This is a genomic window from Burkholderia sp. Se-20373 (assembly GCF_017104705.1).
In the GTDB taxonomy this organism is placed as follows: Bacteria; Pseudomonadota; Gammaproteobacteria; order Burkholderiales; family Burkholderiaceae; genus Burkholderia.
This window is the reverse complement of record NZ_JAAGPH010000190.1, coordinates 1-11,860: the sequence shown is the minus strand read 5'-3', so window position 1 is coordinate 11,860 and position 11,860 is coordinate 1. Positions and strand designations below refer to the sequence as shown.

Here is an 11,860-nt window from a genome sequence, read left to right as displayed (position 1 = left end):
CGTCAGCAGGCCGCCGCGCGGCCGGACGGCGCGCGGCGCGGGTCGACCGCGGGGAGCGGCCGGCGGTCAGCGGCCGAGGCCGGCCATCAGCGTGTACTTGAGTTCCACGTACTCGTCGAGGCCGTACTTCGAGCCTTCACGGCCGAGCCCCGATTGCTTGACGCCGCCGAACGGCGCGACTTCGGTCGAGATGATCCCGTCGTTGACGCCGACCATCCCGCTCTCCAGCGCACCCGACACGCGCCATGCACGGCCGAGGTCGCGCGTGTAGAAGTAAGCGGACAGCCCGAACGGCGTGTCGTTGGCCGCGGCCACGGCTTCTTCCTCGGTCGCGAAGCGGAAGCAGCCGGCGACGGGGCCGAAGGTTTCCTCTTCGGCGATCAGCATGTCGGCCGTCATGCCGGTCAGCACGGTCGGCTCGTAGAACGTGCCGCCGAGCGCGTGACGCTTGCCGCCGGTGAGCGCGTGCGCGCCTTTCGCGGTGGCGTCGGCCACGTGCCGCTCGACCTTGCCGAGCGCCGCTTCGTTGATCAGCGGCCCCTGGTCGACTTCACCTGCGAGCGCGTTGCCGACACGCAGCTTGCGCACGGCATCCGCGAGCTTGCGCGTGAACGCGTCGTACACGCCGTCCTGCACGAGGAAACGGTTCACGCACACGCAGGTCTGGCCCGTGTTGCGGAACTTCGACGCGATCGCGCCTTCGACCGCGGCATCGAGATCGGCATCGTCGAACACGATGAACGGCGCGTTGCCGCCGAGTTCGAGCGACAGCTTCTTCAGCGTGTCGGCCGACTGCTTCGCGAGCAGCTTGCCGACCCGCGACGAACCCGTGAACGACAGCTTGCGCACGACGGACGAACTCGTCAGCGTCTCGCCGATCGCGACCGCGTCGCCCGACACCACGTTGAACACGCCGGCCGGCACGCCCGCGCGCTCGGCGAGCACCGCGAGCGCGAACGCCGACAGCGGCGTTTCCTCGGACGGCTTCAACACCATCGTGCAGCCGGCCGCGAGCGCGGGGCCGGCCTTGCGCGTGATCATCGCGAGCGGGAAATTCCACGGCGTGATCGCCGCGACCACGCCGACCGGTTCGCGCGTGACGACGATCTGCGCATTCGGCTTCGGGCTCGGGATCACGTCGCCATACATGCGCTTCGCTTCTTCCGCGAACCATTCGAGAAAGCTCGCCGCGTACGCGACTTCGCCACGCGCCTCCGCGAGCGGCTTGCCTTGCTCGCGCGTCAGCAGCTCGGCGAGCGCGTCGCGGTTGTCGAGCATCAGCTCGCCCCAGCGCTTCACGCGGGCGCCGCGTTCCTTTGCGGTCAGTGCGCGCCATGCCGGCAACGCGCGTGCCGCCGCATCGATTGCGCGTTGCGTGTCGTCGGCGCCGCCTTTCGCGACCTTCGCGATCGTCTCGCCGGTCGCCGGGTTCAGCACCGGATAGGTTGCATCGCTCGCGCCATGCGATTCGTGCCATTCACCGCCGATGAAATGGCCGGTCCTCAGAAATTCGTTCATTGTGTGTCGTTCCTTCAGTGCCTCGGAGCTTCGTGCTTCAGTGCATCCGTGCTTCATTCCGTCGCGAAACTGCCCTGCGCCGGACGCGATTCGCGCGCGATGCGCTTGCCGGCCGTGTAGTCGTTGATCAGGTCGCACGGCGTGTAGTTGCGTTCCAGCTCGTGCAGCTCTTCGTCGGTGAGCTGCGTTTCGAGCGCGCCGAGCGCGCTGTCGAACTGCGCGACGGAATCCGCGCCGACCAGCATGCTCGCGATACCGGGGCGGCTCAGCACCCATGCCTGCGCGATTTGCGCGGGCGGCACGCCGCGGCGCTTCGCGACCTTCGCGACCGATGCCGCGATCGCGAGCGACGACGCATCGCCGTACATCTGCGCGGTGAAGAAGTCGGTCTGGTTGCGCGTCGATTGCGGCTCGCAGGTGAGCAAGCCGCGCGCGAGCGGGCTGAACACCGATACGCCGACGCCCTGGTCGATGCAGTACGGCACCATCTCGCGCTCTTCCTCGCGATACGCGAGATTCAGCTGCAGCTGCATGTTGATCGGCTTGTCCCAGCCGTTTCGTTCGCAAGCCTGCATGATCTTCGCGAACTGCCACGTGTACATCGTCGACACGCCGATATAGCGCGCCTTGCCCGTCCGCACGATGTCGTGCAGCGTGCTCATCGTTTCCTCGACGGGCGTGTTCACGTCGAAGAAGTGCAGCATGAAGATGTCGACGTAATCCATCCCGAGGCGCTTCAGCGACCCGTCGATGCCGTCGAGCACGTGCTTGCGCGAATGGCCGCCCGCGTTCGGATCGCTGCCCATGTCGTAGCCGACCTTGGTCGTCACGACGAGCTCCTCACGGCGCGCGTTGCGCTTCAGGATGCGGCCGACCACTTCCTCGCCGACGCCCGTCGAGTAGAAATCCGCGAGATCGATGAAGTTGACGCCGGCGTCGAGCGCGCGGCGCACGATCGGCTCGCTCCGCGCTTCGTCGAAGATCCAGGGCTTCCATTCGGGGGTGCCCATGTTCATCGTGCCGAGACACAGGCGGGACACCTTCAGGCCGGACTGGCCGAGGCGGACGTATTCCATGTTTCCTCCAGATGCGGCCGTCCGTCGCGCGTCGGCCGCTTGTCGTCGTCAGTTTTTCTTCGGGGTGTAGAACGGGTTCGACACGTCGCGGGCGGCGGCGAACACCGCGTCGCGATGCGGCAGCCCTTCCATCGCGGCGACGATCGCGTTGCGGCACGCGCGGTAGTTGTTCTCGAACACGGCGTCGAGATCGTCGGTCTGCGGGTTCACCCAGTTCGCCGACACGACGACCCAGTCGTTCTCCGCTTCGGGCGGCAGCGTGCCGTTCTCGAGCGCTTCGGCCACGGCCTTCGCGATACCGGCCTGCGACGCGCCCCACGTGGCATTGCCGTGGAAATCGCTGGCGATCTGCGCCTTGTTCACGTACAGCGTGAGCGGCTTGGTCGGCACGCCCGGCTGCGCGATCACGACGAACGGCGCATGGCCGGCCGACGGCGTCGCGAGCGCGGTGGCGAACGCCTGGCCCGCCGGGCCATTGCGCGGGCCGACCAGCACGTTGATGTGCGCGAGGTTGACGCCGGGGCCTTCGAAGCCTTCGCCGATGTAAAGCTGCCTGGGTTGGGATGCGGTCATTGCGGTGTCTCGTCGATGAGGTGGGGGTGAGGCGATTGTGGTCGGCCGTGAGGCGGCCGGTGAATCGATGTTTTCTGATCGGGCCATGAGTTTTCGTCGTCTCCGGGAAAGCCCTGAAGCCGGCCCGCGAATGCCCGCCGGGCGGGCCTCGCCCGTGGTCGTGACGGCGGGCGGGGCGGGATCGGCGGGGGGCATGCGCGTACCGGCTCCGGGTTTGTCATACCCGGGCAGGGGTTGGAGGGCCGAGCGCATCCGGACAACAATCGGCGTACTCCGAGCCGTATCTTTCGTCTTCCCTACTTTTTTCGAAAGCGAGTAATTTCGATGGCTGCCATTCAAAAGCCCGATTGGTCGAAGCTCAGTTCGCTGGATCCGGAACTGATCCGGGCATTCGTCGCGGTCGTCGAAAGCGGCGGCTTCACCGCGGCGGCCCGCCAACTGCATCGCACGCAATCGACGATCAGCCTGCGCATCCGCACGCTCGAGGAACGGCTCGACACGCACCTGTTCATGCGCAACAGCCGGCGGCTCGAGCTGACGCGCGACGGCGAGAATTTCCTGATCCATGCGCGCCGGATCATCCAGGTGCAGAACGACGCGATCCTCGCGCTGAAGCAGGCGAGCAGCGACCGCGGCGTCGTGCGCTTCGGGCTGCCGGAGGACTACGCGGAGCTGTGGCTGCCCGACCTGCTGAAGTCGTTCTATGCGATGCGGCCGGGCGCGCGCCTGCACGTGCATTGCCGGATGTCGCTCGAACTGCTCGACCGGCTGCAGGCCGGCGAGCTCGACGTGGCGCTCGTCGTGCGGCACGGGCCCGGCGCGGGCGGGCGCGTGCTCGGCCGGCACGACGTCGTGTGGGCCGCGCACCGCGATTTCGCGCTCGACCGCCATGCGTCGGTGCCGCTCGCGCTGTTCCCGGAAACGTGCTGCTACCGGCAGCGCGGGCTGCAGGCGCTCGCGACCGCCGACCGGTCGTTTCACGTCGTCTACACGAGCCAGAGCCCGACCGGCATCAAGATCGCGGTGAACCACGGCGCGGCCGTGACGATGATCGACCGCTGCACGCTGCCCGAGAACTGGCGCGTGCTCGACGAGGCGGACGGCTTTCCGTCGCTCCCGGCGGCCGACCTCGAACTGCATCGCTCGCCGGGCATCTGCGATCCGCTGACCGACGATCTGGTGTCGCTGATCGAATCGATGGTCGACGAGCGGCGGCGCGCGTCGCTCGAGGCGTTTGCCGCGTAACGGGAGCAACGCACAGGAGAGCGGGGCGCAGATGAGGGTGACGCGAGCCGCGGCGCGCGGTCACCGTGCGCGGATGACGGCCGCATCGCCGGCCGCCGGTCACCGGCCGGTGATGTGATGTGTCCCCCCATGCCGTTTTTTGCATCGGCGGCACGTTTTTTTGCACGATGTTTATGTCGTCTCTTCTAAGCTGGGGACGTGTCGAACAGCCGAGACGGCTTCCGTCCGCTCCATGACCTTCATTCGTCCCGTTCCCGCCTTCCATGTCGCCGGCCGCCCGTTGCGCGCCGGCGCACCCGACAACGTCATTCCGTTCCCGCCGCCGCGCCCGCGCCTGCAGTTGCCCGTCACGCTGACGGCCGCCTCCGGCGAAGCCGCGCACATCCGCCTCGCGGCGCTGCTGCATTCGCCGCTCGGCGTGTACGTCGTCAGCGCGCGCGCCGTGCGCGACGTGGTGCACGTGCACTTCGACATCGCGCCGGAAGACCTGGATTTCACGCTGCACATGCTGATCGCGCAGCAGGCCGATGCGGTGATCGGGCCGGTCGCCCGCCGCTTGCGCCTCGGGCCGAACGCGCGGTAAGTCGGGGAACGGTTGTTGCTCGTTCCTGGATGGTTGTCCGATCCGCCGCCCGAGTGCCGGTCGCCGTGCCGTCCGCCCGCAGGCGGCGGACAGGCGCGCGACATCGCGTGCGCGGCGCCGATCCTGAATACGGAGGGGTCATGGGCCTCATGGAAGCAGTACCTGTCGCGCGGCCGGAAAGCCGTCGCGTAAGGACGGCGTCGCTGCCGTCGGGCCAGCAGCTCGCGCGTCAGCTCGTGACGACGGTGCGCGTGGCCGAAGTGCTGCTGCACCAGGCGATCGTCCTGCCCGAGCGGCATCAGTGGTCGGTCGACACCGAACGGGTCGACGCGGCCGGCGGGCCGCTCGCGGCGTGGGAAACCTGCGTGACCTGGCGGATCGGCAAGACGTTCGCGTCGACGGTCAGCCCGGCCGCGCGCGTCAACGATCGCGACCAGGTCGCGGTCGAGATCCGGCTCTATTTGCCCGAACAGGACTATGTGGCCGGACGGCACGTGAACACCTTCGGCCTCCGCCACGGCAACGCGTTCGGCGCGACGCTGTCGGTCGCGGCGGGCGCGCAGTGGGGCTGGCAACGCAAGGAGCACGTCGCGCCGGAACACCGGCACGTGCGCGGCGACACGCTCGAGGCGCTCGTCGATACGATCGCCGCGAACGTCAACGCGGCGCTGAGCGCGGCGGGGTTCGGCGCGACGCGCTGATCAGGCTTCGCCGGTCTGCCCGGTCTGACGCTGCAGGTCTTCCATCAGCTGTTCCGCGAGAAAGTCGCACGGCGGCCGCTTCGACTTGGTGCTGCGCGCGAGGATCAGCTCGAGCGGCGGCAGGTCGGGCAGCCCGTGCGAGCGGCCGAGCATCGACAGCTGCGCGGGAATCGCGCAGCGCGCGAGCGGCGCGACGGCCAGGCCGGCCTCGACCATGCTGAGCAGCCCGAGCAGGCTCGGGCTTTCATAGGAGGTGCGGTACGGCACCTTCGCGCGCTCCAGGCTGCGGATCGCGTTCTCGCGCGCGACGCTGCCCGGCATGAACACCGCGATCGGCAGCGGCCGCTCTTCCCACACGCGCGGCCCGTTCGTCATCGCGGCCCACGCCATCGGCTCGTGGCGGATGAAGTCGCCGGACAGCCCCTTGATGCGCGTGCCGCACACGAGATCGACGGTGCCGTCCTTGATCAGCGGCGCGAGCGCGCTGCTCGGCAGCCCCATCACCTGGATCTCGACCTTCGGGTAGGTCGCCGAGAATTTCTTCAGGACCGACGGCAGCAGCGACGACGCATAGTCGTCCGGCACGCCGATCACGACCTTGCCGGTCACTTCCGGCCGCACCACGGCCGCCCAGGCCTCGTCGCGCAGCGCCAGCATTCGTCTGGCGAATCCCAGCAGCACCTCGCCTTCGCGCGTCAGCACGATGCTGCGCGGCTTGCGCACGAACAGCGGCCGGCCGATCGCGTCTTCCAGGCTCTTGATCTGCATGCTCACGGCCGACTGCGAGCGGTTCACGGCCTCGGCGGCGCGGGTCATGTTGCCGGTTTCCGCGACGGCGACGACGGTGGCCAGCACGTCGTGATCGAGCATCTTCATAAGTATCAGAAAAGCTGAACGTAACGATCAGCATTATGCGTTTTTATTGTTGCTGTGTGTCTGCCATAGTGCGATCACGTTGACGTTTCACCCGAGGGTGGCGCGGCGTTCGGGCCGGCCGAGCCGGCGTGCAGCACTGAACAGGAAAGCGTGGTGTCTCGATGATGGACCATCCGTTGCGCGCCGCACTGGCCGCGGAATTGCATGCGCGGCCGTTCCTGCGGCTCGCCGAAGCCGTGTCGCTCACGCATTACGCGATCTATGCGGACGGTCAGCCCGACATCCACGAAACGCTGCTGCACGCGCTGTGCCGCGACACCGGCATCGCCGCGCCGCACGAAGGCGCGACGCACTACGCGGTGCAGTCGCCGAGCGGCTGGCACCTGAAGTGGGAGCGTCACACCGAATTCTCGACCTTCACGTTCGTCGCGCCGCGTCGCGACACCGGCTATTTCGACGATCTCGCGATCGAAGGCATTCCGGCCGCGTGGTTCGCGCGGCTCGCCGGCATCCGCTTCGTCGCGGTGCGCATGGAGCTGCTGTCGGGCGACGCCGCGCGGCTCGTGTGCGGCGACCTGCGCCGCTGGATCGACGGGCCCGCGCTCGTCGGCAGCAACGTGCTCGGCGGCGGCAAGGTGTTCTGCGACTGGCATGTGCGCGACGACGGCTTCATGCGCTTTCTCGTGGTCGACGAGGATTTCCGCGAGGAGCAGGGCGGCCGGCTGCTGCAGCGCCTGTATGAAATCGAAACCTATCGGATGATGGCGCTGCTCGCGCTGCCCGTCGCGCGCCGGATGAGCCGCGAGCTCGACGAGATCCACGCGGCGCTGCATGCATTGATGCAGCGGATGGACGCAAGCGGCGCGGACGGCGACGACACGGCGCTGCTCGTCAAGCTCACGCATCTCGCGGTGCGGGTCGAATCGCTGTCGGGATCGGGCGCACGTTTCAGCGCATCGCGGGCATACGAAAAGCTCGTGCTGGCACGCATCCACGAGCTGCGCGAGGAGCGCATCGAAGGGATGCCGACGATCGCCGAATTCATGGAGCGCCGCTTCGCGCCCGCGATGGAAACCTGCCGCAGCGTTTGGGCGCGCCACGAGCAGATCGCCGCGCGGATCGCACGAGCGGTCGACCTGCTGCGCACGCGCGTGAACCTTGCCCAGGAAAAGGACGTGACGCGCCTGCTGGCGGGCATGGAGCGCACCGCGCGCAATCAGCTTCACTTGCAGCACGCGGTCGAAGGGCTGTCGGTAGCGGCCATTTCGTACTACGTGCTGTCGCTCGCGACGGCGGCGTTCAAGGCGCTGCACGTGATGAACCTGCCGGTCGATCCCGAGCTGGCGGAAGGCCTGCTGATCGCGCCGGTCGTGTTCGCGGTGATTCACATCACGCGGCGCACGCGCGCGCAGCTAGCGCGATCGGAGGCTGCGCACGACGGCGCGCCCGTGCATGCGGCGGTGTCGAAGCAGGCTGGTTAGAACATCTAAAACACAATCAATGAAAGGAATGGAGATGACTTTTTCGTACAAGCAAGCGGCGTTCTTCAGCGGTTTCGATGCCGCGTTCGATGAGCCGGCAATGGATGAGCCGGGTGCGTCGGACGAGCCGCGCGTCACGTCGTATCAAGCCGTGCTGCAGGAGCCGATGACGTCGCTCGTCGGGAATACGATCGATCGGCCGGACGTCGCGGCGGTGGCGATTCTCGGGTACAACTGACGCGCGGTCGCTTCGCGTCGGTTCAACGCAACGCGGGCGTTTCGTTCGAGTGAAACGTCGGACGTCCGCGCGCGCCGGCTTTTCCCGCCGTTCAGCATGACGGGCATTCAGCCGGGCGTCCTTTTGCGCGTCGCACGCGCGATGCTTTCCCCATTCGATTTCCCCGCCCCCTGCGCCAACGCCAGTTCGACGAACGCGCGCGCGGCCGCGCTTCGGTACGCCCCCTTGCGCTGCAGCAGCACGGCCGTGCGCCGCAGGACGGCCGGATCGAGCGCGATGGCAGCGAGATCGTCGTGCCCGGCCGCGATCGTCGCCGGCAGCAGCGTCGCGAGATTCGTGCGGCGCACGATCTCGATCACCGCCCCCAGTGAATTTGCCTCCATCAACACGCGCGGCCGCACGTCGTGCGCGCGGAAATAGCGGTCGATCTGCGCGCGTGTCGCGAACTCGGCCGTGAGCAGCACGAGCGGCGCATCGTGCAGCGCGCGCAGGCCGGCCTTGCGTTTCCCGGCGAGCGCATGCGCGCGGTTCACGACGAGCGCGAGCGTTTCGACCAGCAGCGTTTGTGCTTCGATATCCGCCGTCTGCACGTCCTCGAACGCGATGCCGACATCGAGTTCGTCATCGACGAGCAGCGCCTCGATGCGCTCCTGCGACATCTCGCGCACCGACAGCGACACATCCGGATAGCGGCCGTGAAATGCCTCGACGAGCGGCCCGACGAGATAGCTTGTGAAAGTCGGCGTGACCGCGATCCGCAGCGAGCCGCGGCTCAGGTCCTGCACGTCGTGAATCGCGCGCCGGCCTTCCGCGAGATCGTGCAGCGCCTGCCGCGCATAGCGGAAATACACGTCGCCGGCGTCGGTCAGCCGCGTCGCGCGCCCGGTGCGGTCGAACAGCTGCGCGCCGAGCGTCTCCTCGAGCTGGCGGATCTGCTGGGACAGCGCGGGCTGCGACACATGCAGCGCGGCGGCCGCGCGCGTGAAGCTGCGATGCTCGGCGACGGCGAGGAAGTAGTGGATATGGCGCAACAGCATGGCGGTTCCTATAAGTCCTGCTTATCGGGCAGATCATAAATCAGTCTTTTACGTTATTGGAAGTCCGGCGTAACCTGCCCTTCATCGATTCCACCTGCACCGGAGAACACACGATGAAGGACATCATCGAAGGCTTCCTGAAGTTCCAGCGCGACGCCTATCCGGAACGCGCCGCGCTGTTCCGCGATCTCGCGCGCAGCCAGAACCCGCGGGCGCTGTTCATCTCGTGCTCGGACAGCCGGCTCGTGCCCGAACTCGTCACGCAGCGCGAACCGGGCGACCTGTTCGTGATCCGCAATGCCGGCAACATCGTGCCGTCGTACGGCCCCGAGCCGGGCGGCGTATCGGCGTCGGTCGAATACGCGGTGGCCGCGCTGCGCGTGACCGACGTCGTGATCTGCGGCCATTCCGATTGCGGCGCGATGACCGCGATCGCCACCTGCCAGTGCATGGATCACATGCCGGCCGTCGGCCACTGGCTGCGCTACGCCGATTCGGCGCGGGTCGTGAACGAGGCACGCACGCATCGCGGCGAACGCGAGCGGATCGACTCGATGGTGCGCGAGAACGTCGTCGCGCAACTCGCGAACCTGAAGACGCACCCTGCCGTGCGGCTCGCGCTCGAAGAAGGGCGTCTCGCGCTGCACGGCTGGGTCTACGACATCGAATCGGGCTGCATCGACGCCTTCGACGGCGCGACCGGCCGGTTCGTTTCCCTGGCGGACCATCCCGAGGTCCGCGCCACGCCCGCGACGCTTGCCGTCGCGGCCTGAATCCGGATTGCTCCCACCCCACCACGAGGAATTGCCATGATCCAGTCCCAGCACAGCCAGACCGCCCGCCACGCGCTTGCCGAAACCATCGTGCTCGCGAAGGCGCGCAAGAATCTGTCGTTCGCGCAGCTCACCGAAGGCACGGGCCTGAGCGAAGCGTTCGTGACGGCCGCGCTGCTCGGCCAGCACGCGCTGCCGGCGCAAGCCGCACGCAGCGTTGCCGACAAGCTCGGCCTCGACGACGACGCGGTGCTGCTGCTGCAGATGATCCCGCTGCGCGGCAGCATCGACGATCGCGTGCCGACCGACCCGACCATTTACCGGTTCTACGAAATGCTGCAGGTGTACGGCACGACGCTGAAGGCGCTGGTTCACGAGAAGTTCGGCGACGGCATCATCAGCGCGATCAATTTCCGGCTCGACGTGAAGAAGGTCGACGATCCCGAAGGCGGTTCGCGCGCGGTGATCACGCTCGACGGCAAGTACCTGCCGACCAAGCCGTTCTGACGCCGGCGCGGCGCCGTGGCAGCGGTGCCGCGCAGGTTCCCGCCCGACGTGCATCGGCCGGCGGCCGGCGCACGTTCCCGCCATTCCGTTTCAACGAGGACGCAGCCATGGATTTTGTGAAACGCACGATCGATCTTGCGATGAAGAACGTGGAAGAGGGCGGCCGCCCGTTCGCGACGGTGATCGTCCGCGACGGCGAGATCGTCGCGGAAAGCCCGAACCTCGTCGCGCAGACCCGCGACCCGACCGCGCATGCCGAGATCCTCGCGGTGCGCGAGGCGTGCCGCACGCTCGGCACCGAGCACCTGAGCGACTGCGAGATCTACATACTCGCGAGCCCGTGCCCGATGTGCCTCGGTTCGCTGTACTACTGCAGCCCGAAGCGGGTGGTCTACGTCACGACGCGCGAGGACTACGCGCCGTTCTACCGCGACGACCGAAAGTATTTCGAGCTCGACACGTTCTACGCCGAGTATGCGAAGCCGATCGACGAACGCCGGCTGCCGATGGTGCAGCAGAAGCACGGCGATGCGATCAACGTCTACCGGCGCTGGAACGAACTGAACGCGAAGTGACGCAACCCGCGCGGCGCACCGGCCGCGTGTGGCAGCCGCCCGGCTGCTCGTTTTCCCCACCCTCCGTTTCACCCGGCGGCGCCCATGCCGCCGCGCGCCCGCGCCGCCGCACGGGGCCGGCGCGTGCCCCCGTTTCCCCGCCTCGCCAAACATCGATCCCGTTCAATGTCCGGAACCGAAATCCGCGATCCAAAAGCTTTTTGACGGGTTTAAAAATTCGCACTGGAGACGACAGAAACGTGCGGAAAGCCCGATGAAAACCGATGAAATCTTCACGACAGCTTGCGCAGCGACCTCGGTCGGTCGCCACGGATGGCTGCCGATCGCCGTGCGTTTCCCCACCCCTGTTTCGTTGCGCCATATGTTCCGGACGAGGAATCGCTCGATTCCTCTCCGCCAGCACCGTGCGGCTGCCCAGCCGGTCGCGCCTGACGCCTGAGATTCGCTTACCTGCTTACAACGGACCATCATGAAACGGGATTCATTCAGTACACCTGATGCGCTGCATCGCCCGGCGACCGACATGCTCAAGCCGAACGACGCCTTCGTGCGCATCGAAAACGTCGTGAAGAAATTCGGCGACAGCACCGCCGTCGACAACGTGAACCTGACGATCGCGAAGAACGAGCTGTTCGCGCTGCTCGGCAGCTCGGGCTGCGGCAAGTCGACGTTGCTGC

15 protein-coding genes are annotated in these 11,860 nt (G+C 67.5%); 10 read left to right on the top strand and 5 right to left on the bottom strand.

Annotated features, from left to right (window positions below):
• Positions 1-66: 66 nt before the first annotated feature.
• Genes G3N96_RS34720 through fae form a run of 3 tightly spaced genes read right to left on the bottom strand, consistent with a single transcriptional unit; the run spans position 67 to position 3,167 of the window.
• Complete coding sequence (locus G3N96_RS34720; RefSeq protein WP_206139991.1) at positions 67-1,518, bottom strand: NAD-dependent succinate-semialdehyde dehydrogenase; 1,452 nt, start codon at positions 1,516-1,518, stop codon at positions 67-69.
• A 53-nt stretch (positions 1,519-1,571) separates the two neighbouring features.
• Entirely contained in the window at positions 1,572-2,594 is a 1,023-nt protein-coding gene (locus tag G3N96_RS34715; RefSeq protein ID WP_124580625.1) for an aldo/keto reductase, read from the bottom strand.
• A 48-nt stretch (positions 2,595-2,642) separates the two neighbouring features.
• On the bottom strand, positions 2,643-3,167 hold the full coding sequence (gene fae, locus G3N96_RS34710) for a formaldehyde-activating enzyme (protein WP_011356415.1): 525 nt from the start codon (positions 3,165-3,167) through the stop codon (positions 2,643-2,645).
• A gap of 324 nt (positions 3,168-3,491) precedes the next feature.
• Here fae and G3N96_RS34705 point away from each other — a divergent pair, with 324 nt between their 5' ends.
• The 3 genes from G3N96_RS34705 (at position 3,492) to G3N96_RS34695 (ending at position 5,696) form a co-directional block, all read left to right on the top strand.
• Positions 3,492-4,412: a LysR family transcriptional regulator gene (locus G3N96_RS34705; protein ID WP_206139990.1), complete on the top strand. Its 921-nt coding sequence runs from the start codon at positions 3,492-3,494 to the stop codon at positions 4,410-4,412.
• A gap of 232 nt (positions 4,413-4,644) precedes the next feature.
• Entirely contained in the window at positions 4,645-4,995 is a 351-nt protein-coding gene (locus G3N96_RS34700; RefSeq protein ID WP_124580629.1) for a hypothetical protein, read from the top strand.
• Between the two features lie 140 nt (positions 4,996-5,135).
• Positions 5,136-5,696, top strand: a complete 561-nt coding sequence (locus tag G3N96_RS34695; protein ID WP_206139989.1) for a hypothetical protein — start codon at positions 5,136-5,138, stop codon at positions 5,694-5,696.
• On the opposite strand, the gene G3N96_RS34690 is transcribed toward G3N96_RS34695, so the two are convergent.
• Positions 5,697-6,572: a LysR family transcriptional regulator gene (locus G3N96_RS34690; RefSeq protein WP_089428468.1), complete on the bottom strand. Its 876-nt coding sequence runs from the start codon at positions 6,570-6,572 to the stop codon at positions 5,697-5,699. It lies immediately after the preceding gene.
• Positions 6,573-6,733: 161 nt separating this feature from the next.
• Here G3N96_RS34690 and G3N96_RS34685 point away from each other — a divergent pair, with 161 nt between their 5' ends.
• Positions 6,734-8,053, top strand: coding sequence for a DUF3422 domain-containing protein (locus G3N96_RS34685; RefSeq protein WP_124580633.1), 1,320 nt, complete (start codon positions 6,734-6,736; stop codon positions 8,051-8,053).
• A 34-nt stretch (positions 8,054-8,087) separates the two neighbouring features.
• Positions 8,088-8,291 carry a hypothetical protein gene (locus G3N96_RS34680; RefSeq protein WP_206139988.1) on the top strand — a complete coding sequence of 68 codons (204 nt, stop codon included), beginning with the start codon at positions 8,088-8,090 and terminating at the stop codon, positions 8,289-8,291.
• Between the two features lie 107 nt (positions 8,292-8,398).
• Here the strand turns inward: G3N96_RS34680 and cynR are convergent, their stop codons facing one another.
• The gene (gene cynR, locus G3N96_RS34675) at positions 8,399-9,328 is read right to left on the bottom strand and encodes a transcriptional regulator CynR (protein ID WP_206139987.1); all 930 of its coding nucleotides are present in this window, start codon (positions 9,326-9,328) and stop codon (positions 8,399-8,401) included.
• A 113-nt stretch (positions 9,329-9,441) separates the two neighbouring features.
• On the opposite strand from cynR, the gene G3N96_RS34670 reads away from it, so the two are divergent.
• The 5 genes from G3N96_RS34670 to G3N96_RS34650 form a co-directional block, all read left to right on the top strand.
• Positions 9,442-10,101, top strand: a complete 660-nt coding sequence (locus G3N96_RS34670) for a carbonic anhydrase (protein WP_124580639.1) — start codon at positions 9,442-9,444, stop codon at positions 10,099-10,101.
• A gap of 36 nt (positions 10,102-10,137) precedes the next feature.
• Positions 10,138-10,608, top strand: coding sequence for a cyanase (cynS, locus tag G3N96_RS34665; RefSeq protein WP_089428464.1), 471 nt, complete (start codon positions 10,138-10,140; stop codon positions 10,606-10,608).
• Between the two features lie 107 nt (positions 10,609-10,715).
• The gene (locus G3N96_RS34660) at positions 10,716-11,183 is read left to right on the top strand and encodes a nucleoside deaminase (RefSeq protein ID WP_206139986.1); all 468 of its coding nucleotides are present in this window, start codon (positions 10,716-10,718) and stop codon (positions 11,181-11,183) included.
• Between the two features lie 253 nt (positions 11,184-11,436).
• The gene (locus G3N96_RS34655) at positions 11,437-11,622 is read left to right on the top strand and encodes a hypothetical protein (protein WP_206139985.1); all 186 of its coding nucleotides are present in this window, start codon (positions 11,437-11,439) and stop codon (positions 11,620-11,622) included.
• 84 nt (positions 11,623-11,706) lie between these two features.
• A partial coding sequence (locus G3N96_RS34650; protein ID WP_241022962.1) for an ATP-binding cassette domain-containing protein occupies positions 11,707-11,860 on the top strand: 154 nt, incomplete at its 3' end.

What these genes read in the sequence shown, in the direction of transcription:
- G3N96_RS34685 (WP_124580633.1), top strand. Translation starts at nt 6,734, where the DNA reads ATGATGGACCATCCGTTGCGCGCCGCACTGGCCGCGGAATTGCATGCG.
- G3N96_RS34660 (WP_206139986.1), top strand. Translation starts at nt 10,716, where the DNA reads ATGGATTTTGTGAAACGCACGATCGATCTTGCGATGAAGAACGTGGAA.
- cynR (WP_206139987.1), bottom strand. Translation starts at nt 9,328, where the DNA reads ATGCTGTTGCGCCATATCCACTACTTCCTCGCCGTCGCCGAGCATCGC.
- G3N96_RS34715 (WP_124580625.1), bottom strand. Translation starts at nt 2,594, where the DNA reads ATGGAATACGTCCGCCTCGGCCAGTCCGGCCTGAAGGTGTCCCGCCTG.
- G3N96_RS34690 (WP_089428468.1), bottom strand. Translation starts at nt 6,572, where the DNA reads ATGAAGATGCTCGATCACGACGTGCTGGCCACCGTCGTCGCCGTCGCG.
- fae (WP_011356415.1), bottom strand. Translation starts at nt 3,167, where the DNA reads ATGACCGCATCCCAACCCAGGCAGCTTTACATCGGCGAAGGCTTCGAA.
- G3N96_RS34655 (WP_206139985.1), top strand. Translation starts at nt 11,437, where the DNA reads ATGAAAACCGATGAAATCTTCACGACAGCTTGCGCAGCGACCTCGGTC.
- G3N96_RS34670 (WP_124580639.1), top strand. Translation starts at nt 9,442, where the DNA reads ATGAAGGACATCATCGAAGGCTTCCTGAAGTTCCAGCGCGACGCCTAT.
- G3N96_RS34695 (WP_206139989.1), top strand. Translation starts at nt 5,136, where the DNA reads ATGGGCCTCATGGAAGCAGTACCTGTCGCGCGGCCGGAAAGCCGTCGC.
- G3N96_RS34680 (WP_206139988.1), top strand. Translation starts at nt 8,088, where the DNA reads ATGACTTTTTCGTACAAGCAAGCGGCGTTCTTCAGCGGTTTCGATGCC.
- G3N96_RS34720 (WP_206139991.1), bottom strand. Translation starts at nt 1,518, where the DNA reads ATGAACGAATTTCTGAGGACCGGCCATTTCATCGGCGGTGAATGGCAC.
- G3N96_RS34700 (WP_124580629.1), top strand. Translation starts at nt 4,645, where the DNA reads ATGACCTTCATTCGTCCCGTTCCCGCCTTCCATGTCGCCGGCCGCCCG.
- cynS (WP_089428464.1), top strand. Translation starts at nt 10,138, where the DNA reads ATGATCCAGTCCCAGCACAGCCAGACCGCCCGCCACGCGCTTGCCGAA.
- G3N96_RS34705 (WP_206139990.1), top strand. Translation starts at nt 3,492, where the DNA reads ATGGCTGCCATTCAAAAGCCCGATTGGTCGAAGCTCAGTTCGCTGGAT.